We start from the raw sequence: 23946 nt of genomic DNA on the forward strand, positions 1-23946 counted from the left end.
TCAAAGGGCCTTTTTTCTTGGGTCGAAGAATTCAAATAAAAAAATGCCCTCGCGAAGAGGGCTTTTTTTATGGGTCGAGTTTGCGTCAGTCCGGGATGACCGCCGTGACCTCGATCTCGATCTTGGCGCGCGGCTCGACCAGCGCCGCCACCTGCACGCAGGTCATGGCCGGGAAGTTGCGCCCCATGGCATCACGGTACACGGGTCCGAGTTCCGCCAGCCGGCGGCTGTACTCGTCGCGGTCCGTCACGTACCAGGTCATGCGAACCATGTGCTCGGGGCCGGCGCCGGCTTCGCGCAGCACCTCGGCAATGTTGCGCAGCGCCAGGCCGCATTGGTCGATGAAGTCGTCCGATTCGAATTGCTGCTGCGCATTCCAGCCGATCTGTCCGCCGACGAACACCATGGTGCCGCGCGCGGCCACGCCATTCGCATAGCCCTTGGGGGGCAACCAGCCTGGTGGCTGCAAGAGTTTGTTCATCATGATGTGGTGTGGTCGAGTTGTCTCAGTTTGAAGCGCTGGAGCTTGCCGGTCTCAGTGCGTGGCAGCACCGTCACGAATTCGATCTCCCGCGGGTATTTGAATGGCGCGATGGTGGCTTTCACGTGGTCCTGCAGCGCCTTGACGAGTGCCGCATCGCCTTCATGGCCGGGTTTCAATACACAGAAGGCCTTCACGATCATGCCGCGGTCGGGATCCGGCTTGCCGATCACGCCGCACTCGGCCACGGCCGGGTGCTTGAGCAGTGCATCCTCCACCTCCGGCCCGCCGACGTTGTAGCCGGCGGTGATGATCATGTCGTCGGCGCGTGCCTGGTAGAAGAAGTAGCCGTCGTCGTCCTGCACGAACGAATCGCCGGGGTAGTTCCAGCCGTTCTTCACATAATCGGCCTGGCGCGGATCGTCGAGATAGCGGCAGCCCACCGGCCCCTGCAGCGCCAGCTTGCCGACCGTGCCGCGCGGCACCTCGTTGCCCTGGTTGTCCACCACCTTCGCCGTGAAGCCCGGCACCACCTTGCCGACCGCGCCGCGGCGAACCTCGTCGCCCGCGGCGGAGATGTAGATGTGGAACACCTCGGTGCCGCCGATGCCGTCGAGCATCTCGATGCCGGTGGCTTCCTTCCAGAGCTGCCGCGTGGCGTCGGGCAGCGCCTCGCCGGCGCTCACGCAGATGCGCAGGCTCGGCGCGCCGTGCTGCCGGACGAAGGGCGCCATCTGGCGATAGAAGGTGGGCGCGGTGTAGCAGATCGTCGCGCCAACTTCGTTGATGAGCTTCACCAACCCTTCGGGCGTGAAGGGCGCATCGGCAAAGTACACGGAAGCGCCGGCCCACATCGGAAACACCAGCAGTCCGCCGAGTCCGAACGTGAAGGCCAGCGGCGGCGAGCCGATCACGATGTCGTCGCTTTGCGCCTTCAGCACGTGGCGCGGCCAGGTTTCGCACATCGCCAGCACGTCGCGGTGCGTGGTGACCGGTGCCTTGGGCTTGCCCGTGGTGCCGGAAGTGAAAGCGAGCAGGGCGATGTCGTCCGACGCCGTGGGGCATGCGGTGAACACGCCGCTCTTGCCGGCCGCGCGTGCCGACAACGAATCGGGCGCGTCGGGCTTGTTGAACGCCACCACCGTGGCAAGCACTGGATGTTCGCGCTGCGCGAGCACCAGCTCGTCGAGCAGCCGGCCGTCGCACAGCGCCGCCACGGGGCGGGCCTTCTCGATGATCTCGCCCAGTTCCTTGGCGCGCAGCAGCGGCATGGTGGCCACCGCGATCAAGCCGGCCTTCACCACGGCGAGCCACGACAAGGCCATGGACACCGAATTGCCGCCGCGCAGCAGCACGCGATTGCCGGGCACGAGGCCCAGGTCTTCGACCAGTACCTGCGCGATGCGGTTGACTTCGACGGCGGCCTGCGAATACGTCAGCGTACCGGTGGGGGAACGCAGCATCGGCTTGTCGCCGAACCCCTTGGCGGGTGCCTTGTCCAGCAGCTCCTCGACCAGGTTCAGCTGATCGGGCAGCTGCAACTCCGGCAGGTCGTAGCGGAAGACCGGCAACTGCTCGGCGGGCGGCAGGCGGTCGTGAACGAAGCGGTCGACTTGTGCAGACACGGTGTTTATCCCCGCAGAACGGATTTGCCAATGATCAGTTGTTGAACTTCCGTCGCGCCTTCGTAAATGCGCAGCGAGCGGATGTCGCGGTAGAGGCTCTCGATCTTCGTGCCGACCTTCACGCCAAGGCCGCCGTGCATCTGCAGTGCCATGTCGATCACGCGGCTTGCGTTCTCGGTGGCGCACATCTTGGCCATGGCCGCGGCAGCCGACACGTCGCCTACCGGGGGGGCGCCGCGCTGTTCGGCGTCATCGCGCATCCACGCCGCGCGGTAGGTGAGCAAGGCGGCACTGTCGATCAGCGCCGCCATCTCGCCGAGCTTGGCCTGGGTGAGCTGGAAGTCGGCCAGCGTCTGCCCGAACATGCGCCGGCCCTTCGCATGCGCAATCGCCTCGGCGAGTGCGCGGCGGCCCATGCCGAGCGCGGCACCCGCCACCGACGCGCGGAAGATGTCGAGCGTGCGCATTGCCAGCTTGAAGCCGCCGTTGAGCTCGCCGAGCTGCGCCGTGCGCGGCACGATGCAGTTCTCGAAGCGCAAGGTGGCAAGCGGGTGCGGCGCCATCACGTCGATGTGCTCGGACGTATCGAGACCGGCCGTCTTCGCATCGACGATGAACGCGGTGATGCCGCGCGTGCCGGCCGCCGGCTCCGTCTTCGCGAACACGCAATAGAAGTCGGCGATGCCGCCGTTGCTGATCCAGGTCTTTTCGCCATGCAGGCGCCATCCGTCGGCCGTGGCCTCTGCGCGCATGGCCATGGCGGCCACGTCCGAACCGGCCTCGGGTTCGCTGAGCGCGAAGGCGGCGATCCTGCCGCCCTTGCCGACGGACGTGAGGTAGTGCGATTGCTGATCGGGCGTGCCCGCGAGCGTGATCGCGCCGCTGCCCAGGCCCTGCATCGCAAACGCGAAGTCGGCCAGCGGCGAGTGGTAGCCGAGCGTCTCGCGCAGCAGCACCAGCGCGCGCGAATCGAGGCGTTCCAGCGCGCCGCCCGCGCTGCCGGGCACGGCATAGCGCAGCCAGCCGCCATCGCCGAGGCGGCGCACCCATTCGCGGCAAGCGGCGCGGTCGTCGCGCTCATCCACCTCCTGGGCTGCGCACCAGGGCAGCAGGTCGCGTGCAAGCGCCTGGTGGGCGTCGTCGAAGAACGGCAGCGCGAGGTGCGCTGTCGAAGGCGGTGCGGGAATCTTCGTCATCATGGCGTCAGTCCCCACCGAACACAGGCTTGCGCTTGGCGGCAAAGGCTTCATAGGCGCGCTTGAAGTCTTCGGTCTGCATGCAGATCGCCTGCGCCTGCGCTTCGGCCTCGATGGCCTGGTCGATGGTCATCGACCATTCCTGCGACAGCATGGTCTTGGTCATGCCGTGCGCGAAGCTCGGGCCTTCGGCCAGTTCGCGCGCCACCTTGGTGGCGGCTTCGAGCAATGCATCGCTTTCGTGCAGCGCATTGAAGAAGCCCCAGGCCTGGCCTTCCTGCGCCGTCATCGCGCGGCCGGTGAACAGCAGCTCCGAGGCGCGGCCCTGGCCGATCACGCGCGGCAGCAGCGCGCAGGCGCCCATGTCGGCGCCGGCAAGGCCCACGCGGGTGAACAAGAAAGCCGTGCGCGTCGAAGGAGAACCATAGCGAAGATCGCAAGCCAGCGCGATCATCGCGCCCGCACCGGCGCACACGCCGTCGATCGCCCCGACGATGGGCTGCGGGCAATGGCGGATGGCCTTCACCAGGTCGCCCGTCATGCGCGTGAACTCGAGCAACTCGGGCATGCGCATCGTGGTGAGCGGGCCGATGATCTCGTGCACGTCGCCGCCCGAGCAGAAGTTGCCGCCCGCGCCGGTGATCACGACGGCCTTCACGTCAGTCGCATACGTCAGCGCGCGAAACAGGTCGCGCAGCTCGGCGTAAGAGTCGAAGGTGAGCGGGTTCTTGCGCTCGGGCCGGTTCAGCGTGATGGTGCCGACGCCGGCCTCGTAGCTCCACGCGAAGTGCCTGGCCTCATAAGGCGCCTTGGCCTCGAATTGCGCGCGCATGGGATTGCCCGCGCCGATGTAGTGCTTCATTCGGCCTCCGCCATCTGGCTGTGTGAGTGTTGCTTGACCTTGCCGAGCAGCTTGTGAAGCTGCGCGATCTCCTTGGCGCTGAGGCCCGCGAACGCATCGACGATCCAGTCCTCGTGCTGCTGCGCCATGTCGTTGAATAGTTTGCGGCCGCGGGCGGTGAGCCGCACGCGCCAGGCACGGCGGTCGCCCTCGACGTTGATGCGCTCGACCAGTCCCTCGGTCACCAGCTGGTCGGTGATGCCGGTGACGTTGCCGCCCGTCACCATCATGCGGCGCGAGAGTTCGTTCATCTTCAGGCCATCGGGGGAGCGTTCGAGCTGCGACATCAGGTCGAAGCGCGGCAGCGTGGTCGAAAACTGCGAGCGCAGTTCGTTGCGCACCTGCTTCTCGATCAACTGGGTGCAGGTGAGGAGCCGCAGCCAGAGGCGCAGGGCCTCGGGGTGCTCGCTATGGGCGCGTGCTTCGAGGTCCATGTCAGTGGCGCCCGGCCGCCCGAAGGCACTGACGCGCCCCCTCGGGGGGCAGCGATACGCGAAGCGATGAGCGCGGGGGTTTCATTTCAGTGTGTCTCCTCGGTGTTCCGCGCCGCCAGCGCCGCATTCGCGGCTGCGGCCATCTGCTGCTGCTTGGCGATCTCGCGGTAGAGCTGGTCGCGTCCGCTCAGGTATTGCTTGGGCCAGTCGACATCGCGGCTTTGCAGCTTGGCGGCTTCGTGCAATGTCCAGGCGGGATCCGCGAGGTGCGGGCGCGCGATGGCGCACAAGTCGGCGCGGCCGGCCGCGATGATGCTGTTGGCCTGGTCGGCGTCGGTGATGGCGCCGACCGCGATGGTCGCAATGCCGACCTCATTGCGGATGCGGTCCGAGAACGGCGTCTGGTACATGCGGCCGTACACCGGCTTGGCCGCGCGCGTGGTCTGGCCGGAAGACACGTCGATGAAATCGGCGCCGGCTTCCTTGAAGAGGCGCGCCACCACGACCGCATCGGCATCCGTGTTGCCGCCGGGTGCCCAGTCGTGCGCCGAGATGCGCACGCTCATCGGCTTGTCGGCCGGCCACACGGCGCGCATCGCGCGGAACACCTCGAGCGGATAGCGGCAGCGAGCCTCGATGCCGCCGCCGTACTCGTCGGTGCGCTGGTTGGTAAGGGGGCTGATGAAGGCCGACAGCAGGTAGCCGTGCGCGCAGTGCAGCTCGAGCCAGTCGAAGCCGCATTCGGCTGCGCGGCGCGTGGAATCCACGAACCGCTCGCGCATGGTGTCCATCTGCTCGCGCGTCATCGCGGCCGGCAGCTGGTTCTGTTCGCCATACGCGACCGGGCTCGCGGCCAGCAGCGGCCAGTTGCCGCTTTCGAGCGGCTCGTCGGTGCCTTCCCAGCCCACGCGGGTGGAGCCCTTGGGGCCGCTGTGGCCGAGCTGCATGGCGATCTTCGCGCTCGACTGCGTGTGCACGAAGTCGACGATGCGCTTGAACGCCGCCTGCTGCGTGTCGTTGTACAGACCCGTGCAGCCGGGGGTGATGCGCCCCTCCGGCGTCGGGCTGGTCATTTCGACGCACACCATCGCGGCGCCGCCGAGCGCGCGCGCGCCCAGGTGCACCAGCAGAAAATCCTGCGGCACGCCGTCGACCGCGCTGTAGGTGGCCATCGGCGACACCAGGATGCGGTTCTTCAGCGTGAGGCCGCGCACCGTGAACGGCATCAGCATGGGCGCCACGGGCGTGCCCCCGGCGAGCCACCGCTCGTAGCCGCCGAGCCATTCGGTGTCGCGCACGCGCAGGTTCTCGTGGCTGATGCGCTGCGAGCGCGTGAGCAGCGAATAGGCGAACTGCTCGATCTGCATGCCGGTGTAGCGAGGCACGTTCTCGAACCACTCGGTCGAGTTGCGTGCCGCGTTCTGGATCTTGAGCACCTCGACGCTGCGGCGCGCCTCGTAGCCTTCGAGCACATGGTCGACCGTGCCGCCGCGCTCGAACTCGTTCGCCAGGTCGATCGCGTCCTCGAGCGCGAGCTTGGTGCCCGAACCGATCGAGAAGTGCGCCGTGTGCGCCGCATCGCCCATCAGCACCACGGGCACCGAGCGGCCTTCCACGTCGATGCGGTGCGTCCAGCGTTCGCACACCACGCGCGGAAAGCGGATCCAGTTGGCCGAGCCGCGAAGGTGCGTGGCGTTGCTGATGAGCGGGTGGCCGCCCAGGTATTTGGCAAACAGTTTCTCGCAGAAGGCGATGGCCTCGGGCTGCTCCATCTGGTCCAGGCCGTGGGCCTTCCACACCGCCTCGGGCGTCTCGACGATGAAGGTCGAGGTCTTGTCGTCGAACTGGTAGGCGTGGGCCTGGAACCAGCCGTGCTCGGTCTGTTCGAAGGCGAAGGTGAAGGCGTCGAAGGTCTGGTGCGTGCCGAGCCACACGAAGCGGCAGTTGCGCAGGTCGATGTCGGGCTTGAACACATCGGCGTAGCGCTGGCGGATGCGGCTGTTGAGGCCGTCGCTGGCAATCACCAGGTCGGCGTTGTACTGGGCGGCCATGGCCTGGTCGTCGGTGGCGTCGGTTTCGAAGACCAGCTTCACGCCGAGCGCCAGGCAGCGCTCCTGCAAGATGTTCAAGAGCCGCTTGCGGCCGATGCCGCAGAAGCCGTGGCCGCCCGAGCGCACCTGCCGCCCCTTGAAGAACACCTGGATGTCGTCCCAGTGGTGGAACTCATGGCCGATGAGCGACGCGGTTTCGGCGTCGGCCGCGGCCAGGTTGGCGAGCGTCTGGTCGCTCAGCACCACGCCCCAGCCGAAGGTGTCGAAAGGGCGGTTGCGCTCCACCACGGTGATTTCGAGCGCCGGCTTGCGCGCCTTCATCAGCAAGGCGAAGTAGAGGCCCGCGGGGCCGCCGCCGATGCACAGGATGCGTTGAAGGTCCATGGCGGGTGCGGCGGAAAGGCCGGCGGTGAGGCTGTTCATGGTTGAATAGTTTAAGCATAAACAATCTGGTGTCAACGGGGTCATACCACAGGGGTACCCAGCAAGTCGTGTGATGTCATGCAAAAAACCGAAAAAATCAATACCATGGGCTCACCATGCAAAGCTTGATACCCAAGATCGAGTCGCAGCTTGCGTCGCTGCCCGTGCCCATCGCGCTGGAATTGCCCGACGGCCGAAGAGTGGCCAAGCCGGGGTCGCGCGTGACGCTGGCGTTCAGCGAGTGGTCGGCGCTGGCCAAGCTGGCGGCGCACCAGGTGGGCGCCATCGGCGAGGCCTACGTGGAGGGCAAGGTGCAGATCGAGGGCGCGATGCGCGACCTGATCGATGCGACGGTCGGCATGCTGCCCGGCAACCCCGCCGAGACCGACACCGCCTGGTGGACCCGCCTGCTGCGCCTGGCCAAGTCCCGCGGCTCCCATTCGTTGAACAAGGATGCGGAGCAGATCCAGTTCCACTACGACGTTTCCGACGACTTCTACGCGCTGTGGCTCGACCCGCGCCGGGTGTATTCGTGCGCGTACTTTCGCACTCCCGAGCTGACCTTGGCACAGGCGCAGGAAGCCAAGCTCGACCACATCTGCCGCAAGCTGATGCTGCAGCCCGGCGAGCGTTTTCTGGACATCGGCTCCGGCTGGGGCGGGCTGCTGCTGTGGGCGGCGGAGCACTACGGCGTCGACGCCACCGGCATCACCCTGTCGAAGAACCAGCATGCGCATGTGCGGCAGCTGATCGAGGAAAAGGGCCTGCAGGACCGCGTGCGCGTGGAGCTGCGCGACTACCGCGAGCTTTCCGCCGACGCGCCTTTCGACAAGATCTCGTCGGTCGGCATGTTCGAGCACGTGGGCGCGGCCAACATGCCCACGTACTTCCGCAAGATCCATTCGCTCTTGAAGCCCGGCGGCCTGGTCCTGAACCACGGCATCACCTCGGGCCAGCTCGACTACCGGCAGCTGGGCGCGGGCATGGGCGATTTCATCGAGAAGTACATCTTCCCGGGCGGCGAACTCCTGCACGTGACGCACGTGCTGCGCGAGACGGCCGCCGCGGGCCTGGAGATGGTCGACACCGAGAGCCTGCGCCCGCACTACGCGCGCACGCTATGGGCCTGGTCCGACGCGCTCGAGGGGCAGCTCGGAACGGCGCGCGAGGTGCTCGCGCGTGCGGGTGGGCGGCAGGGCGAGAACGCGGAGCGCATCCTGCGCGCCTACCGCCTCTATCTGGCGGGCTCCGCCATGAGCTTCGAACAAGGCTGGATCTCACTGCACCAGATGCTTTCCACCAAGCCCGACGGCAGGGTCGAGCACGGTGTTTTGCGCGGCGCCCAATCGGTGTACCCTTTTGCCCGTGACTACATCTACAAGTGAGTGAAAACAATCATGCTGTACCGATTCCAGTCCCGCGCCTCCCCTGACTTCGTGATGCTCGAGGTGCACGCGCGCCAGCTGTTCGACATCATCGGCAAGGACATCGCGCCCAAAGGCATCGTCACCGTCGAGCAGATTCCCGCTGCCATTGCGGCGCTCGAATCCGCGCTGGCACGCGAAGCCAGCAATCCCCACAATAACGACGACTACGCCGTCGAAGGCCACGCCGCCGAGGCTGAGAAGCAGCACGTGGGATTGCACCAGCGCGCAGCCCCCCTGCTCCACATGCTGAGGGACTCGCTGGCCGAGAAAAAAGACGTTACCTGGAAGACCTGAGCGTCAGTCGACTTTTGCGCCGGAGTCCTTCACCACCTTCGCCCACTTCACGTGCTCGCTGGCAATCAGCTTGGTGAATTCGGCCGGCGTGTTGCCGCTCGGAATCGCGCCCTGAGCCAGCATCTTTTCCTTGATGGCGGGTGTCGCAAGCGACTTGGCCACCTCCTGCTGGATCCGGTTCACGATGTCGGGCGAGGTGCCGGCGGGCGCCAGCAGGCCGAACCACGAGCTGGCTTCATACCCCTTGAGCGCCGGGCCGCCCGCTTCCTCGACCGTCGGAAGGTCAGGCAGCGCGGGCGAGCGCTGGGCGCTGGTCACGGCCAGGGCCGTGAGCTTGCCGCCCTTGATCTGCGCCATCGACGAGGGCAGGTTGTCAAACATCACGTCTGCATTGCCACCCACCATGTCGAGCAGCGCCGGGCCCGATCCCTTGTACGGGATGTGCGCCATGAAGGTGCCGGTCATGCTCTTGAAGAGCTCGCCCGCCAGGTGGATCGAGGTGCCGCTGCCGCTCGACGCCATGTTGAGCTTGCCCGGATTGGCCTTGGCGTACTTGATGAAGTCCTGCACGTTGCGGATGTTCAATGCCTTTGCCTTGTCGGCATTCATCTCCATGACGTTCGGAACGGCCGCCACCAGCGTGATCGGCACGAAGTCCTTGATCGGGTCGAACGGCAGCTTGGGATAAAGCGCCCGGTTGATGCCGTGCGTGCCGACCGTGCCCATCAGCAGCGTATAGCCGTCGTTCGGCGCGCGTGCCACGACCTCGGCGCCCACGTTGCCGCCCGCGCCGGCGCGGTTGTCGACGATGAACTGCTGGCCGAAGGCCTTCGACAACTCGGGCGCAACGGCGCGCGCCAGGATGTCGGTGGTGCCGCCCGCTGCAAAGGGCACGACGATGCGCACCGGCTTGTTCGGCCAGGTGGTCTGGGCCCAGGAGGGCGTTGCCACGAGGGCGATGGCGGCAGCCGCAGAAGCGGCAAGCGCTACCCGCCGATTCGTTTTGAAAGTTGAAGAAGTCATGCGCGCGTTTGTACAGGTGAACGGCTTCGCGCGCCGCGAGTAAAAACCCCGGTGGTGCCGGTCTATGCCACCTGCATCCGCTCTGCGAAGCGCTCGCTGCGAAAACGCTCCAGCACGAAGTCGATGAAGACGCGCGTCTTGGCGGGCAGCAGCTTCTTGCTCGGGTAGTAGAGCCAGACGGCGCCCGCGTCGAAATGCCACTCGGGCAGCAGGCGCACCAGTTCGCCGCTGCGAAGGCCCCGCTCGACGAAAGGCATCGGCAGCATGGCCACGCCCAGCCCCATCAGCGCGGCATGCGCAATGGCTTCGGGGTCGTTGAAGATCGCGCGCGGGCGGGGCAGTTCCACCGTGGTCTGGTCGCCGCCCGCGTGCTGCAGCGTCCAGCTGCGCAGGCGGCCCGTGGGCGAGGAGCGGCGCAGCAGCGCGTCGAACCGCACCAGCTCCGCCGGGTGCGCGGGCAGCGTGCGGCCCGCCAGATAGCCGGGGGCGGCCACCGCCACCACGTGAATGCGCGACAGCTCCCGCGCCACCATGCCGGGCGACAACTCGATGCCGCCGCCAATGGCCGCGTCGAAGCCTTCGCCCACCAGGTCCACCTGCTGGTTGTCGAAGTGCCAGTCCGGCAGGATCGACGGGTAGCGCGCGAGGAAGTCGCCCATCATCGGCAGCACGTGCTCGCGCCCGAACGCCTGGCCCATGCTCACCTTGAGCGTGCCAGCGGGTTGGCCGTTGTCCTTCGAGATATCGGCCACCGCGTCTTGCAGGGTGGCGAGCGCGCCCCCGATCTGGCCCAGGAATCGCTCGCCGCTTTCGGTGAGCGTGAGGCGGCGCGTGCTGCGCTGGAACAGCCGCACGCCCAGCCGGGTTTCCAGCCGCGCGACGTTCTTGCTGACCGCGGCAGGCGTGAGCCCAAGCCGCCGGGCCGCGGCCGAGAAGCTGCCGCCTTCCGCGCTCTGCACGAAGGACTCGAGGTGATTGAGCGGTTCCATGGACCGCTATTTTCAACCATGGGTTGAATTTGATTGCGCTAATTGGCGGCTACCGCAAAGGTAATGGAATCACGACACTGAAGGTCTCCATCTCAAAACCGACAGGAAAATCCTCATGTCTCTCGGCAAATCACCCTCCCCTGTCCTCGCGGGCAAAGTCGCTTTCGTCACCGGCGGTTCGCGCGGCATCGGCGCCGCCATCGTGCGCCGCCTGGTCGAAGACGGCGCCGCCGTCGCCTTCAGCTATGCCAGCTCCGGCGCCCCGGCCGACGAACTCGTGCGCAGCATCGAAGCCGAGGGCGGCCGCGCGCTGGCGCTGAAGATCGACAGCGCCGACGCCGCCGCGCTCACCGCCGGCATCGACGAGGCCGCACGCACGCTCGGCCGCATCGACGTGCTCGTCAACAACGCCGGCGTGTTCCTGCCCGGCACCCTGGAAGATTTCTCGCTCGAGGATTTCGACCGCACGCTGGACATCAACGTGCGCGCCGTGTTCGTGGCCGCCAAGGCCGCCGTGCGGCACATGGGCGAAGGCGGCCGCATCATCAACATCGGAAGCACCAACGCCGAGCGCATGCCCTGGCCCGGCGGCAGCGCCTATGCCATGAGCAAGTCGGCACTGAAGGGACTGGTGCAGGGCCTCGCGCGCGACCTCGGCCCGCGCGGCATCACGGTGAACAACGTGCAGCCCGGCCCGGTGAACACCGACATGAACCCCGTCGACGGCCCTAACGCCGCCGCCATGCACGGCCTGATGGCGCTGGCCCGCCATGCGCGCCCCGAAGAAATCGCCGGCATGGTGGCCTACCTGGCCAGCCCCGAGGCCGGTTTCGTCACGGGCGCCAGCCTCAACATCGACGGCGGCTTCGCGGCTTGACGACTCAGTCGGCGCGCTGGACGGCGGCAATGAGCTTGTCCAGGGTGGCGTCGAGGCGGGCCAGTTCGTCGGCCGTCACGCCCTCGAACAGCACGGCTTCGCGCTGCCGGCCGGACGCGCCGACGATCTCGTGCAGCGCCTTGCCGGCCGCCGTGAGATAGAGCCGGCCGCGGCGCCGGTCGGCGGGGTCGTCATGGCGCAGCACGCGCCCGTGGCGCCTCAGGCCGGCCTGGGCGCGGCTCACCGCCATCTTGTCGAGGCCGGTGAGGTCGGCAATCTGGGTCGCGTTGAGCCCGGGCTCTGCACCAAGCACTGCCATCACGCGCCATTCGTTCAGCGTGAGGTGATGCTCGCGGCCCACCTTTTCATGAAAGGGGCGCGCCGTGAGGTTCACCACCCGCACCAGCTTGAAGAACAGCGGGTCCATGGCGCGCGGCGGCTCAGCCCAGCAGTTTTCTCGCGCCGGCCGCAATGGCTTCGGCGCCCACGCGCGATTGCGCCTCGAGCACCGGTGCGTAGCCGACCGGAATGCGCGGCGCGCCCAGCCGCGCCACCCGGCAGCCCGTGGCCTCCGCGGCGCTGGCGGCAATTTCGGCGCCGAAGCCCGCCACCTGCACCGCCTCGTGCACCACCAGCAGCCGCCCGGTGCGCGCGCACGAAGCGAGCACCGTTTCGCGGTCCCAGGGCCAGAGCGTGCGCAGGTCGATCAGGTCGACCGCAATGCCTTCGGCCGCGAGCGTGTCGCACGCCGCGGCGCACGCCTGCATCTGCTTGCTCCAGCTCACGAGCGTGAGCGCGTCGCCCTCGCGCACGCGCCGCGCCTTGCCGAGCGGCACAGCCACGTCCTCGTTCACTACGCCGCGTTGGCCCCAGAGCGTCTTGTGCTCGATGTAGACCACCGGATCGCCGCATTGCAGCGCCGCGCGCAACAGGCTGTAGTTGTCCTGCGGCGTCGCGGGGCTCACCACCACCACGCCCGGCAGGTGCGCGAACCAGGCCTCGAGCGACTGCGAATGCTGCGCGGCCGAGGCATCCCAGATGCCGCCCGGCATGCGCGCCACCAGCGGCACCCGGCCCTGCCCGCCGAACATGAAGCGGTTCTTGGCGGCCTGGTTCACCAGCTCGTCCATGCCGCAGAGCGCGAAGTCGACCACGCGCATTTCCACCACGGGCCGCAGGCCCGCGAGCGCCATGCCCACGCCCGCGCCCATGATCGCGGCCTCGCTGATCGGCGTGTCGATCACGCGCTCGGCGCCGAAGGCCTGCTGCAGGCCCTTGTACTGGCCGAAGATGCCGCCGCGGCCCACGTCCTCGCCGAGCACCACCACGCGCGGATCGGCTTCCATCTCGCGCTGGACGGCGAGCACGGCGGCTTCGGAATAGCTGAGGTCCGTCGTCATCATCAGTGCCATTGCCCAGCTCCGATGGTCTGCACGTCCGCGAAGGCGTCGCCGGGCTCGGGCCAGGGCGCCGCGTCGGCCACGGCCAGCGCGGTATCGACTTCGTCGCGCGCCGTGTTCTCGATCGCATCGAGCGTGGCGGCGCTGACGCCGTGCGAGAGGAGGTGCCCGCGCGCCCGCGCGATCGGATCGGTTTCGAGCGCGGCAGCCAGTTCGGCCGTATCACGGTAAGCCGCGACGTCGACCGACACATGCCCCTTCACCCGGTAGGTCAGCGCATGCAGCAGGCGCGGCCCGCCACCGCCGCGCACCTCGGCGACCAGCCTTGCCGCAGTCTCGTGCACTGCGAATACATCGTTTCCATCGACCTGCGTCGCCGCGATGTCCATCGAGGCGGCGCGTGCCGACGCGCCTTCGCCGGCGGTCATCGGGCCGCTCGCGGTGGTGGCGCTCCAGCGGTTGTCTTCGCAGACGAAGAGCACCGGCAGGTCGTACACGCGCGCCCAGTTCAGCGCCTCGAGAAAGGGCCCGCGGTTGATCGCTCCATCGCCGAAGAAGCAAACGGTGATGTCGCCGCTTTTCTGAAGCAGCTTCTGCGCATGCGCCGCACCCACCGCAATCGGCAGGCCGGCCGCCACCACGCCGTTCGCGCCCAGCATGCCGACGGAAAAATCCGCGATGTGCATCGAGCCGCCCTTGCCGCCGTTGAAACCGGTGGCCTTGCCGAACAGCTCGCACATCATCCGTGTCAGGTCCGCGCCCTTGGCCAGCGTATGGCCGTGGCCGCGGTGGGTGGAGGTGAGGTAGTCGCTCGTTCGCAGATGGGCGCACACGCCGGCCGGCACGGCTTCCTGTCCGGTCGAGAGGTGCAGCGGTCCGCGCACCTTGGCGGAGCCGGCGGCCTGCTGGCCATAGGCGCTCACGCCGCCCTGGCTCGCCGCTTCCGCAGCATTCTCGAAGGCGCGGATGCGCACCATGGTGCGGTACAGCGCCTGGCCGGCGCCGCGCGGTGAAATGCTCGGACCCATCTTGTCTCCAACGCCGTTGAAACCGGCGGCTCTGGCAAAAATCGTATCAAACGAGACGGAAATCCGGCACGGGGCTTACCCCCGCCGGCTCGGCTTCGCGATATCGGTAACCTAAGCTCTCTCTTCCAGCCATCCGTCGCCTATCCTCGGACCTGCATTCCAGAGAGACCCAGTCCCTTGCCCTCGACCAAAGCCTCCGCCCCCCTGCCTCGTCCGGCGACGATGGCCGACGTCGCCGCGCGCGTCGGCGTCTCCAAGATGACCGTGTCGCGTGCGCTCAACCGCCGCACGGGCAGCGACCGCGCGACCTCGGAGGCGCTGCGCCAGCGCATCCTGCAGGCTTGCGAAGAGATGGGCTATGTCATCGACCAGACCGCGCGCACCTTCTCCAGCAAGCGCTCGGGCTTCGTCGCGGTGCTGATTCCGTCGCTGAACAACTCCAACTTTTCCGAGACCGCACAAGGCATTGCGGCCGCCCTGGAAGCGCGCGGGCTGCAGCTGCTGCTGGGCTACACCGACTACCGGGTGGAGACGGAAGAGCGCCTTGTCCGGGCGATGCTCGCGCGCCGCCCCGAGGGCGTGATCCTCACCGGAGGCGCCCACACGCCCGCCGCACGCGCCATGCTGCAGGCGGCCGGCATCCCGGTGGTCGAGACCTGGGACCTGCCCGCCACGCCCATCGAGCACACGGTGGGCTTCTCCAACGCGCAAGCGGCCGCCGCGATGGTGCGGCACCTGCACGCCCAGGGCTACCGGCGCATCGCCTTTATCGGCGGCACCTCGAACCGCGACACCCGTGGGGCCGACCGGCAGCGCGGCTATGCCGAGGCGATCCGCGAACTGGGGCTGCCCGATGGCCGCGTCATCAGCTTCGGCCAGCCGCCCATCTCGATGGCGCAAGGTGGCGAGGCCGTGGTGCAGCTGATCCGACAATGGCCCGACGTGGATGCGGTGATGTGCGTGTCCGACCTCTCGGCCTTCGGCGCGCTGATGGAATGCCAGCGCCGCGGCTGGGACGTGCCGGGCCGCATCGCGATCGCGGGCTTCGGCGACTTCGAGGTGGCCCGCGCCTGCCATCCGCGCATCACCACCGTGGCGGTGGACTGCGTGGGCATCGGGCGGGCCGCGGGCGAACTGCTGCTGCGGGTGATCGACCGCGCCCGCGAAGGCCTCCGGCCGCCCGCGGAAACGGTGCTGATCCCGTTTCGCATCGAGCAGCGGGAAAGCTCCTGAGACCGATCAGGCCGCGGCGGTTTCCGCGCCGGCGTCGGCAAAGTCGATCAGCACCTTCATCGCGCGCTGGCGGTCGCTTGCCAGCTCGAAGGCCTCGCGCGCCTGCTGCATCGGGAAGGTGTGCGACACGACCGGCGACAGGTCGACCCGCCCTTCGTTGATGAGCCGCACCGCCAGCGCGAACTCCGCATGGAAGCGGAACGAGCCGCAGATGCTGAGTTCCTTCGCAACCACCATGTTCTGCGGAATGCTCACGTCGCCGCCCAGGCCCAGCTGCACCACCACGCCGCGCGGGCGCATGACCTCCAGCCCGTCGCGCAGGGCGCGCTCGTTGCCCGAGCATTCGAGCATCACGTCGAAGGTGCCCTTGTCGGCCGAATAGCGCGACACCCAGGCCTTGTCCTGTGCGACGTTGATGGTGTGGTCGGCGCCCATGGCGCGCGCGAAGGCGAGCGGCTCGTCGACCACGTCGGTGGCGGTGATCTCGGCCGCGCCGTGTGCACGCGCGGCTGCAATGGCCAGCACGCCGATGGGCCCGCAGCCCGACACCAGCACGCGCTTACCCAAGAGCGGGCCTGCGCGCGACACGCCATGCAGCCCCACCGAGAATGGCTCGGCCAGCGCCGCGAGGCGCAGCGGCACGTGCGCCGCCACCTTCACGCACTGCGTGGCCTCGCACAGCAGCATGTTGCGGAACGCGCCCTGAACGTGCGGCGTGCGCATGGCGCTGCCGTAGAAGCGCATGTCGAGGCACTGGTTGGGCAGGCCCTCCAGGCAGAACTTGCAGGCGCCGCACGGGCGGCTCGGGTTGATGGCCACCTTGTCGCCGATGCGCACGCTGTCGACGCCGGGCGCCGTGGCCACCACGGTGCCGGCCACTTCATGGCCCAGCACCATCGGCTCCTTGATGCGCACGGTGCCGAAGCCGCCGTTGTGAAAGTAATGCAGGTCGGAGCCGCAGATGCCGCCCATGCCAACCTTCACCAGCACCTGGCCCGGACCGATGTCTCCGGCGTCCTGTTCTTCCAGGCGCAGGTCATCGGGGGCGTGGATCACGAGGCACATACAACGCATACGCATGGGGTTCTCCTTCAGGCCTTCAGGCGACCGGGGTGACGAGGGGCTGGCCACCGAAGTGGGCCTGCAGATTACGGCGAACCAGTTCGCCCATGGCGCGGCGGGTCTCCTCGGTGCCGCTGCCATGGTGCGGATGCAGCACCACATTGTCGAGCGCCGCAAAGCGCGGGTCGATGCGGGGCTCGTTCAGGAACACGTCGAGCGCCGCGCCTGCGATGGCGCGCTGCTCGAGCGCCTGCAGCAGCGCGCCCTCGTCCACCGTGGTGCCGCGCGACACATTCACCAGCCAGCCCTTGGGGCCGAGCGCCTGCAGCACCTCGGCGTCGACGATGCCGCGCGTGGCCTCGCCGCCGGGCAGGATGACGATGAGCACGTCGCACCATTCGGCCATGGCCGTGAGGCTGTTGAAGTGGCGCAGCGGACTGTCTTCGCGCGCCGTGCGGCTGAAGTACCCCAGCTCCATCTCGAAGCCCGAGAGCCGCCGCGCGATGGTGCTGCCGATGCGCCCGAAACCGGCAATGCCCACGCGCTGGCCGAAGACGCGCGTGGCCAGCGGCATCGGGCCCTTGGCCCATTCGCCGCTGCGCACGAAGCGGTCGCCGGCCGGAATGCGCCGCTGCAGCGCGAGCGTGAGGCCCACGGCGAGGTCGGCCACGTCGCCGTTGAGCACGTCGGGTGTGTTCGTGACGCGGATGCCGCGCGCGCGGCAGGCCGCAAGGTCGATGCCGTCGGTGCCCACGCCGTAGCAGGCGACCAGCTCCAGCCTGGGCAGGGAGGCAATCAGCTCGGCGCTCGCGCCCAGCTCGCCCCGCGTGGCCACCGCGCGGATCTCCGGGGAGTGTTCGGCGATGAAGGCCTGCCGGTCCGGCGCTTCCCACCAGCGAAGCAGCGTGTAGCTCGCCGCCATTGGCGCCATGTCCCATTCCGGATAGGGGCCGGGCATCAGCACGTGCGGGGGTCTGGCGGCAGCGGTCAAGCGGATTCTCCTCTGGGATGGCGCGGCTGGGCGCAATATAGATACCGGTAACTTTAACCGCTGCCTGAAGGCGTTCAAAGGAAGTTCCACCAAGGTTTTCACCCTTGACGGTTCAATAGGATACCGGTAACGTATTTGCATTGCCGCCACGGGCGCATTCCGCCCATTCCTCCTGGAGCTCCGCTTGAAACTCTTCGACCTCTCCGGGCGCACCGCCCTCATCACCGGCTCCAGCAAGGGCATCGGCTTTGCGCTGGCCGCGGCGCTGGGCTCGGCCGGCGCACGCATCGTGCTCAATGCGCGCGATGCCGGCGCCCTCGAAGCCGCGCGCGACGCCTTGCGCGCCCGGGGCGTCGCGGCCGAAGCCATGGCCTTCGACGTGACCGACGCCGCCGCGGTGGAGGCGGGCGTGGCACGCATCGAGGGCGAAGTCGGCCCCATCGACATCCTGGTCAACAACGCGGGCATGCAGCACCGCGGCGCGTTCGCGGAGTTTCCGATCGACGCCTGGCACAAGATCACCACCACCAACATCGACAGCGTGTTCTTCGTCGGCCGCTTCGTGGCGCAGCGCATGATCGAGCGCAAGCGCGGCAAGATCATCAACGTCTGCTCGGTTCAAAGCGAGCTCGGCCGCCCAGGCATCGCGCCCTACGCCGCCACCAAGGGCGCCGTGAAGATGCTCACCAAGGGCATGGCGATCGACCTCGGCAAGCATGGCATCCAGGTCAACGGCCTGGGGCCGGGCTATTTCAAGACCGAGCTGACGCAGGCGCTGGTGGCCGACGAAGCGTTTACCGCGTGGCTTTCCGGCCGCACGCCCGCCGGGCGCTGGGGCGACGTGGAAGAACTCGGCGGCGCGGCGATCTTTCTCGCGTCGGATGCATCGAGCTTCGTCAACGGCCACATCCTGTACGTGGACGGCGGCATCACCGCCAGCCTCTGATCTCCATGGCCCTGCAGCAGCAACCGCACCGGGCAAGGCTGGCCGTCGTGGTGATGGGCGTGTCGGGCACCGGCAAGAGCAGCGTGGCCGCCGGCCTGGCCTGCGTGTTGGGCGTGCCCTGGGTGGACGGCGACGACCTGCACGTGCCAGAGGCGGTGGCGCGCATGCGCGGCGGTGTGCCGCTCTGCGACGAGGACCGCTGGCCCTGGCTGGAGCGCATCGGTGCGCGGCTGAGCGACGAAGCCGCGGCGCCGGCAGGCGTGGTGGTGGCTTGTTCGGCATTGAAGCGTGCCTACCGCGACCGCTTGCGCACGGCGGCACCCGGCCTGCACTTCGTCTGCCTGGACGGTCCGCGCGCGCTGGTCCGGCACCGTCTGGAGGAACGCAGCGGCCATTACATGCCGCCCGCGCTGCTCGACAGCCAACTGCAGAGCTTCGAGAAACCCGGCGCGGACGAGCCGGAGGTACTGCACGCCGGCATCGAGGAGCCGGTGCCGCTGATCGTGGCCTCCGTGGGGGCGCGCCTGATCGAGTGCGCACAGAATTGCGCCGCCTCACTGAAAGCTGCCGCATGACATTTCCAAGCCAGCGCGTGGCCGTGATCGGCGTCGGCATCATGGGCTCGGCCATTGCGCGCCGCCTGCTCGAATGCGGCCACGCGGTGTGCGTGTTCGACCTCGACCCCGCCAAGGTCGCCGCGCTGGAGCCGCACGGCGCGCACGCCGCCGGCACCGCGGCCATGGCCGCGTCGGCGAGCGACTTCGTCATCACCAGCCTCAATTCGGCGGCGGTGGTGGAGCGTGCGCTCTTCGGCGAAACCGGCGTGGCCGCCGCCGAGCCTGCGGATTCGCGCCGGCTGCTGATCGACATGTCGTCCATCGATCCGGTTTCCACGCGCCGTCTCGCGCAGTTGCTGCGCGAACGCACGGGCATGGGTTTCGTCGATGCGCCGCTCTCGGGCGGCGCTCCCAAGGCCCTGCTCGGCCGGCTGACCGTGATGGCCGGCGGCAGCGAGGACGACGTGGCACGCGCGCGCGCCGTGATGGACAGCCTGTGTGCCAACTACACCCACATGGGCGACAGCGGCGCGGGACAGACCACCAAGCTGGTCAACCAGCTGCTTTGCGCCATCGGCTTCCAGGCCGTGGCCGAGGCGGTGCGGCTGGCGGAAGCCGGCGGCGTCGATGCGTCGAAGCTGCACACCGCGCTGGCCGGCGGCCGCGCCGACAGCCAGATCCTGCGCGAGTTCGGTCCCAAGATGGCCGCGCGCGACTTCACGCCTACGGGCCGCATCGACAACATGCTCAAGGACCTCGAGGCGGTGCAGGCTTTTGCACAGGGCGAACGCCTGCCGCTGCCGCTGGCGGGCGCGGTTTCCGAGCTGCATCGCGCCTTCGTGGCGGCCGGTCTCGGGGCCGAGGACACGGCGGCCATGATGCGGCAGTTCAACGGCTACGCGCGCGACTGAAGCGCGCATCGGCCGCACCCTGCGCGCGGTCCGGCAACACATTTCAACCAGGAAGGAAAACACCCATGTTCATCCGTTGCGCGTTCTTCCGGGGCAAGGTCAAGGCCGGCATGGAAGAGGCTTTCGACCGGCACGTGCACGACAAGCTGGTGCCGCTCTGGACTCGCTTTCCCGGCGTGCTCGAAGTGCGCGTGTTGCGCCAGATCGAAAGCGACGTGAGCGATCCCGAACTGGCCATGGTGCTGTCGACCCGCTATGCGAGCCGCGAAGACATCGCGCAGGCGCTCGATTCACCCGTGCGCTACGAAAGCCGCGAGCTCTCCAAGCATCTGTTCGAGATGTTCGACGGCACGGTCTTTCACACGGTGTTCAGCGCCGAAGAATTTCCGCTCGCCAACCGTTGATGCGGCAGGCGACGGCCTAGCGGCGCTTGGCTCCTTCGGTCTTCGCCTTCGGAGGCCGGGCCTTTTCTTCCGTGACTTCTGCAGCCTCCCGCAAGCACTGCGCGAACTGAGCAACCACCGGCGGATTCGCCCGCGGCCTGCGTTGAAGAAGTCCAACCTCGCGATAGAAGGTGAGCTCGCCCAGCGAGAGCGCGCGAACGCCCGCCGGAAGGGGAAGGTGTGCCTCGACCAGCGGAACCAGCGCAACGCCCAGTCCCTTGGCGGCCATGTGGATGAGGCCGGGTATCTCATCCAGCTCGATGGAGTCTTTCACCACAATCCCTTCGCGCCGAAGAAATCTTTCCACCATGCGCCCGCCGAACGACGCGCGGTCGTAGCGCAGGAAGGGCTGCTCCTGGAGGAGCGTGCGCCAGTCTTTCCCCGGCACCTTCGTGGGTGAAATGAGAACGTAAGGCTCGTGCACCAGCGATTGCCACATCAGGTCCGGAAGAATCCCGAACGGTGGCCGGATCATCACGGCCGCATCGATCGTGCCTGCGTCGAGCTCGTCCATCAGCCGCATCGACACGCCTGGCGATACGTGGACACGGAGCAGCGGCAGCGTGGTGCGCAGCCTTGCCAGGGCCCGCGCCACCAGCGTCGATTGGGCCGAGGCGATGGCGCCGATCCGCAGCAGCCCGCCGTTCGCTGCGTCGTCCGGCAGTTCGCCAAGCCTTGCATAGAGCGCACAGATCTCCTCGGCGCGGGCCAGCGTCGTCTCGCCGGCGGCGTTCAGCGTCGCCGACCGCCCCGTCCTGTCGAAGAGTTCGAACCCCAAGGCGTCTTCGAGCCGCTTGATCTGGCTGCTGACCGCCGATTGGGTCAAGCCGATCCGCTCTCCCGCGGCGGCGAAGGTGCCATGGCGGCAAACGGAGATGAAGGTTCTGAGCTCGTTGATCATGAACCGAGCATCTCAAGAATCGATGCTTGCTTCAATGAGTCATCGCGTCTCGTACTCTTCCATCGGCTTGTCGGTGGGATTGCTCCAGGCGGCCTTGGTCAAGGCGCTGGCCGGCAGTCCCACCTTCGAGTTGTGAGGCGGAATGGGCTGCATGAACCACTTGTCGTAGAGCCGCGCGGCTTCTCCACTTCTAGCCAGCGACACCACGCTCTGGTCCACCAGCTTCTTGAACGCGGCGTCTCCCTTTGGAAGCATGATCGCGATCGGCTCGACGCTGAGCACCTGGTCGAGCAGCTTGTACTGCGCCGGCTCCCTGCTCTTGGAAATGAGAGTGGAAAGGATCTGGCCATCGGCCGCAAAGCCCTCGACGCGGCCCGACTCGAGCAGCAGGAAGCCTTCGCTGTTGTCCTTGGCCAGCACCTCCGCGATCTCGCCCGCGCCGTCGCGCTTGAGCTTTCTCAGGAGTTGCACGGACGTGGTGCCGGTCGTCGCGGCCACGGACTTGCCGGCAAACTGGGCTGGCGACACGATGCCCGATGCCGCCTTCACGGCGATGCGAACACCTTCCACATACAGCGTCGGTGCAAACGCCACGTCTTTCTGGCGCGCCGCGTTGTTGGTGGTGGTGCCGCACTCGATGTCGACCGTTCCGTTCTGCACCAGGGGAATGCGGTTCTGCGGCGTGACCAGCTGGTACTTCACGTCGATCCTGTCGAGTTGCAGTGCCTTCCCGATATCGGCGACGACACGCTGGCAGACCTCGACATGAAAGCCCGTGTAGCTGCCCGGCCCGAGGGTGAAGGACATGGCGCCCGAGGCATCGCGCACGCCCATGGTGATGGCGCCGGAGTCCTTGATCTTCTTCAGGATGTCGGTTTGCGCAAACGCGCTGCCGAACGGCAGCAGGAGTGCCGCGGCCGTTGCGCCGGCAAGAAGGAAGTGTCTCTTCATGTGGGCGCTTTCAGACGGCGAACAACGAGTCCAGATTCGCGAACGACTTCATCTCGATGGCATTGCCCGAGGGATCGAGAAAGAACATCGTCGCCTGCTCCCCCGGCTCGCCCTTGAAGCGGATGTAGGGCTCGATCACGAACCGGGTTTGCCGGGCGACCAGCTTGTCGGCCATCGATTGCCATTTGTCCATCGGAAGAATCGCGCCGAAATGGCGTACCGGCACGTCGTGGCCGTCCACCGCGCTGCTGGCCTTGTGGCCGCATTCATCGGGCGCCAGATGCGCCACGATCTGGTGGCCGTAGAAATCGAAATCGACCCACTCGGGCGCGCTGCGGCCTTCGGGGCAACCCAGCAGCTCGCCGTAGAAGGCGCGCGCTTCGGCAATGTCGCGAACGGGAAAAGCCAGGTGGAACGGAATTCTTTCGGTGGGCGCGGTCATGATGGAAATCGCATCGGTGAGTTCAGGAGCGCCGAACTTTAAGCACCGAGTCGCATAACCGAAAACGATATATTTTTTCTCTGAGCATCGAATATTTCGATGATTCGCCAATCCTCCGCGCGCCTGTTCCCCGGGAATTCCCGGATGCCCATCGTCCAGCGGCAATGGGATAGTTAGTTCGCCCTTCAAACTAACTAATTTCTTACACGGCTTTTGCCGGGCAAATCCTCCAAGGAGAGACATCGATGCAACTCAAGCACACCCTGGCCGCCATGGCCTTCGGCCTCACCGCAGTGGGCGCACTGGCCCAGACCGTGGTCGGCGTGAGCTGGTCCAATTTCCAGGAAGAGCGTTGGAAGACCGACGAGGCCGCCATCAAGGCCCAGCTCGAGAAGCTTGGCGCCAAGTACATCAGTGCCGACGCGGGCGGCTCGCCTGAGAAGCAGCTGGGCGACATCGAGGGGTTGATGTCCAAGGGCGCCAAGGCGCTCATCGTGCTTGCGATGGACAAGGACGCGATCCTGCCCGCGATCACCAAGGCCACGCGCCAGAAGGTGCCCGTGGTCGCGTACGACCGGTTGATCGAGGCGCCGGGCGTCTTCTACATCACCTTCGACAACGTCGAGGTCGGGCGCATGGAGGCGCGCGAGGTCTTCAAGGTCAAGCCCAAGGGCAACTACGTGATCATCAAGGGCTCGCCGAGCGACCCGAACGCCGACTTTCTGCGCGCGGGCCAGCAAGAGGTGCTGGACGCCGCCGTGAAGAAGGGCGACATCAAGATCGTCGGCGACGAATATACCGAGGGCTGGAAGCCCGAGGTCGCGCAGAAGAACATGGAACAGATCCTCACCAAGGTCGGCAACAAGGTCGACGCGGTGGTGGCGGCCAACGACGGCACGGCCGGCGGCGCGGTGGCGGCCCTCACGGCCAAGGGTCTGCGCGGCGTTCCGGTATCGGGACAGGACGCGGACTTTGCGGCGCTCAACCGCATTGCGCTGGGCACGCAGACCGCCACCGTCTTCAAGGACTCGCGCGAACTCGGCCGCGAAGCCGCCAGCGCCGCCATCGCGCTGACGCAGGGCAAGCCGGCCGAGAAGGCCGCACCGTGGAATTCCGGTCCGAAGAAGATCTCGCTCTCGTCGCGCCTGCTCACGCCGGTGCCGATCACGCGCGACAACCTCGACGTGGTCGTGAAGGCCGGCTGGATCAAGAAGGACGAGCTCTGCAAGGGCGTCCCGGCCGCCAGCGCGCCCGCAGCCTGCAAGTAGCAGGCGCAAAGAAAAAGCGCCGTCAATACGCGCCGCACCGTGGTGTCCGGGCCGGCCCAAGGGTCGGGCGCGGCGTGCCGCCGCGCACCTGT

The 23946-nt window shown here is 67.5% G+C and carries 25 protein-coding genes; 9 read left to right on the plus strand and 16 right to left on the minus strand.

Annotation, left to right across the window (positions count from 1 at the left end):
• Positions 1–85 precede the first annotated feature (85 nt).
• The 6 genes from ACAM55_RS00760 to ACAM55_RS00785 all read right to left on the minus strand — a co-directional run bounded on the left by ACAM55_RS00760 (position 86) and on the right by ACAM55_RS00785 (position 7111).
• Complete coding sequence (locus tag ACAM55_RS00760) at positions 86–484, minus strand: RidA family protein (protein ID WP_093024040.1); 399 nt, start codon at positions 482–484, stop codon at positions 86–88.
• Complete coding sequence (locus ACAM55_RS00765) at positions 481–2106, minus strand: AMP-binding protein (RefSeq protein ID WP_369654227.1); 1626 nt, start codon at positions 2104–2106, stop codon at positions 481–483. The genes ACAM55_RS00760 and ACAM55_RS00765 overlap by 4 nt, the downstream gene beginning before the upstream one ends.
• 5 nt (positions 2107–2111) lie before the next feature.
• A complete protein-coding gene (locus ACAM55_RS00770) occupies positions 2112–3305 on the minus strand; it encodes an acyl-CoA dehydrogenase family protein (protein WP_369654228.1) in 1194 nt (397 codons plus the stop codon).
• A 4-nt stretch (positions 3306–3309) separates the two neighbouring features.
• Positions 3310–4164 (minus strand): enoyl-CoA hydratase family protein, encoded by an 855-nt coding sequence (locus ACAM55_RS00775; protein WP_369654229.1) that lies wholly within the window; start codon positions 4162–4164, stop codon positions 3310–3312.
• Positions 4161–4637, minus strand: coding sequence for a MarR family winged helix-turn-helix transcriptional regulator (locus ACAM55_RS00780; protein WP_369654230.1), 477 nt, complete (start codon positions 4635–4637; stop codon positions 4161–4163). The genes ACAM55_RS00775 and ACAM55_RS00780 overlap by 4 nt, the downstream gene beginning before the upstream one ends.
• An 86-nt stretch (positions 4638–4723) precedes the next feature.
• The gene (locus ACAM55_RS00785; protein WP_369654231.1) at positions 4724–7111 is read right to left on the minus strand and encodes a bifunctional salicylyl-CoA 5-hydroxylase/oxidoreductase; all 2388 of its coding nucleotides are present in this window, start codon (positions 7109–7111) and stop codon (positions 4724–4726) included.
• Positions 7112–7227: 116 nt separating this feature from the next.
• On the opposite strand from ACAM55_RS00785, the gene ACAM55_RS00790 reads away from it, so the two are divergent.
• Both ACAM55_RS00790 and ACAM55_RS00795 read left to right on the plus strand, forming a co-directional pair.
• Positions 7228–8496: a class I SAM-dependent methyltransferase gene (locus tag ACAM55_RS00790; protein WP_369654232.1), complete on the plus strand. Its 1269-nt coding sequence runs from the start codon at positions 7228–7230 to the stop codon at positions 8494–8496.
• 12 nt (positions 8497–8508) lie between these two features.
• Positions 8509–8832, plus strand: a complete 324-nt coding sequence (locus tag ACAM55_RS00795) for a DUF1840 domain-containing protein (protein ID WP_369654233.1) — start codon at positions 8509–8511, stop codon at positions 8830–8832.
• A 3-nt stretch (positions 8833–8835) separates the two neighbouring features.
• Here ACAM55_RS00795 and ACAM55_RS00800 read toward each other — a convergent pair whose 3' ends face one another.
• Together ACAM55_RS00800 and ACAM55_RS00805 are read right to left on the minus strand one after the other, a co-directional pair.
• Positions 8836–9855 (minus strand): Bug family tripartite tricarboxylate transporter substrate binding protein, encoded by a 1020-nt coding sequence (locus ACAM55_RS00800; RefSeq protein WP_369654234.1) that lies wholly within the window; start codon positions 9853–9855, stop codon positions 8836–8838.
• Between the two features lie 62 nt (positions 9856–9917).
• Positions 9918–10844, minus strand: coding sequence for a LysR family transcriptional regulator (locus ACAM55_RS00805; protein ID WP_369654235.1), 927 nt, complete (start codon positions 10842–10844; stop codon positions 9918–9920).
• A gap of 115 nt (positions 10845–10959) precedes the next feature.
• Between ACAM55_RS00805 and ACAM55_RS00810 the strand changes: the two genes are divergently transcribed.
• Positions 10960–11721, plus strand: coding sequence for an SDR family oxidoreductase (locus ACAM55_RS00810; RefSeq protein WP_369654236.1), 762 nt, complete (start codon positions 10960–10962; stop codon positions 11719–11721).
• 4 nt (positions 11722–11725) lie between these two features.
• Here the strand turns inward: ACAM55_RS00810 and ACAM55_RS00815 are convergent, their stop codons facing one another.
• From ACAM55_RS00815 to ACAM55_RS00825, 3 genes are read right to left on the minus strand one after another with little or no spacing between them, the layout of a single operon-like run.
• Positions 11726–12148, minus strand: coding sequence for a MarR family winged helix-turn-helix transcriptional regulator (locus ACAM55_RS00815; RefSeq protein ID WP_369654237.1), 423 nt, complete (start codon positions 12146–12148; stop codon positions 11726–11728).
• 13 nt (positions 12149–12161) lie between these two features.
• On the minus strand, positions 12162–13124 hold the full coding sequence (locus ACAM55_RS00820) for an alpha-ketoacid dehydrogenase subunit beta (RefSeq protein ID WP_369656479.1): 963 nt from the start codon (positions 13122–13124) through the stop codon (positions 12162–12164).
• Complete coding sequence (locus tag ACAM55_RS00825) at positions 13124–14149, minus strand: thiamine pyrophosphate-dependent dehydrogenase E1 component subunit alpha (RefSeq protein WP_369654238.1); 1026 nt, start codon at positions 14147–14149, stop codon at positions 13124–13126. Before ACAM55_RS00825 ends, ACAM55_RS00820 begins: the two co-directional genes overlap by 1 nt.
• 222 nt (positions 14150–14371) lie before the next feature.
• Here ACAM55_RS00825 and ACAM55_RS00830 point away from each other — a divergent pair, with 222 nt between their 5' ends.
• Positions 14372–15382 carry a LacI family DNA-binding transcriptional regulator gene (locus ACAM55_RS00830; RefSeq protein ID WP_369654239.1) on the plus strand — a complete coding sequence of 337 codons (1011 nt, stop codon included), beginning with the start codon at positions 14372–14374 and terminating at the stop codon, positions 15380–15382.
• 6 nt (positions 15383–15388) lie between these two features.
• On the opposite strand, the gene ACAM55_RS00835 is transcribed toward ACAM55_RS00830, so the two are convergent.
• Together ACAM55_RS00835 and ACAM55_RS00840 are read right to left on the minus strand one after the other, a co-directional pair.
• Entirely contained in the window at positions 15389–16462 is a 1074-nt protein-coding gene (locus ACAM55_RS00835) for an L-idonate 5-dehydrogenase (protein ID WP_369654240.1), read from the minus strand.
• A 19-nt stretch (positions 16463–16481) separates the two neighbouring features.
• Positions 16482–17435: a 2-hydroxyacid dehydrogenase gene (locus tag ACAM55_RS00840; protein WP_369654241.1), complete on the minus strand. Its 954-nt coding sequence runs from the start codon at positions 17433–17435 to the stop codon at positions 16482–16484.
• Positions 17436–17619: 184 nt separating this feature from the next.
• Between ACAM55_RS00840 and ACAM55_RS00845 the strand changes: the two genes are divergently transcribed.
• The 4 genes from ACAM55_RS00845 to ACAM55_RS00860 all read left to right on the plus strand — a co-directional run bounded on the left by ACAM55_RS00845 (position 17620) and on the right by ACAM55_RS00860 (position 20253).
• A complete protein-coding gene (locus ACAM55_RS00845; protein WP_369654242.1) occupies positions 17620–18381 on the plus strand; it encodes an SDR family oxidoreductase in 762 nt (253 codons plus the stop codon).
• Positions 18382–18386: 5 nt separating this feature from the next.
• A complete protein-coding gene (locus ACAM55_RS00850) occupies positions 18387–18956 on the plus strand; it encodes a gluconokinase (protein ID WP_369654243.1) in 570 nt (189 codons plus the stop codon).
• On the plus strand, positions 18953–19849 hold the full coding sequence (locus ACAM55_RS00855) for an NAD(P)-dependent oxidoreductase (RefSeq protein WP_369654244.1): 897 nt from the start codon (positions 18953–18955) through the stop codon (positions 19847–19849). Before ACAM55_RS00850 ends, ACAM55_RS00855 begins: the two co-directional genes overlap by 4 nt.
• 65 nt (positions 19850–19914) lie before the next feature.
• Positions 19915–20253: a hypothetical protein gene (locus ACAM55_RS00860; protein ID WP_369654245.1), complete on the plus strand. Its 339-nt coding sequence runs from the start codon at positions 19915–19917 to the stop codon at positions 20251–20253.
• Between the two features lie 16 nt (positions 20254–20269).
• On the opposite strand, the gene ACAM55_RS00865 is transcribed toward ACAM55_RS00860, so the two are convergent.
• Genes ACAM55_RS00865 through ACAM55_RS00875 form a run of 3 tightly spaced genes read right to left on the minus strand, consistent with a single transcriptional unit; the run spans position 20270 to position 22586 of the window.
• Entirely contained in the window at positions 20270–21193 is a 924-nt protein-coding gene (locus tag ACAM55_RS00865; protein WP_369654246.1) for a LysR family transcriptional regulator, read from the minus strand.
• A gap of 39 nt (positions 21194–21232) precedes the next feature.
• On the minus strand, positions 21233–22144 hold the full coding sequence (locus ACAM55_RS00870; protein WP_369654247.1) for an amino acid ABC transporter substrate-binding protein: 912 nt from the start codon (positions 22142–22144) through the stop codon (positions 21233–21235).
• Between the two features lie 10 nt (positions 22145–22154).
• Complete coding sequence (locus ACAM55_RS00875) at positions 22155–22586, minus strand: VOC family protein (protein ID WP_369654248.1); 432 nt, start codon at positions 22584–22586, stop codon at positions 22155–22157.
• Between the two features lie 245 nt (positions 22587–22831).
• Between ACAM55_RS00875 and xylF the strand changes: the two genes are divergently transcribed.
• Positions 22832–23854: a D-xylose ABC transporter substrate-binding protein gene (gene xylF / locus ACAM55_RS00880; protein WP_369654249.1), complete on the plus strand. Its 1023-nt coding sequence runs from the start codon at positions 22832–22834 to the stop codon at positions 23852–23854.
• Positions 23855–23946 lie beyond the last annotated feature (92 nt).

It is taken from the genome of Variovorax sp. V213, from assembly GCF_041154455.1.
Lineage (GTDB): Bacteria > Pseudomonadota > Gammaproteobacteria > Burkholderiales > Burkholderiaceae_C > Variovorax.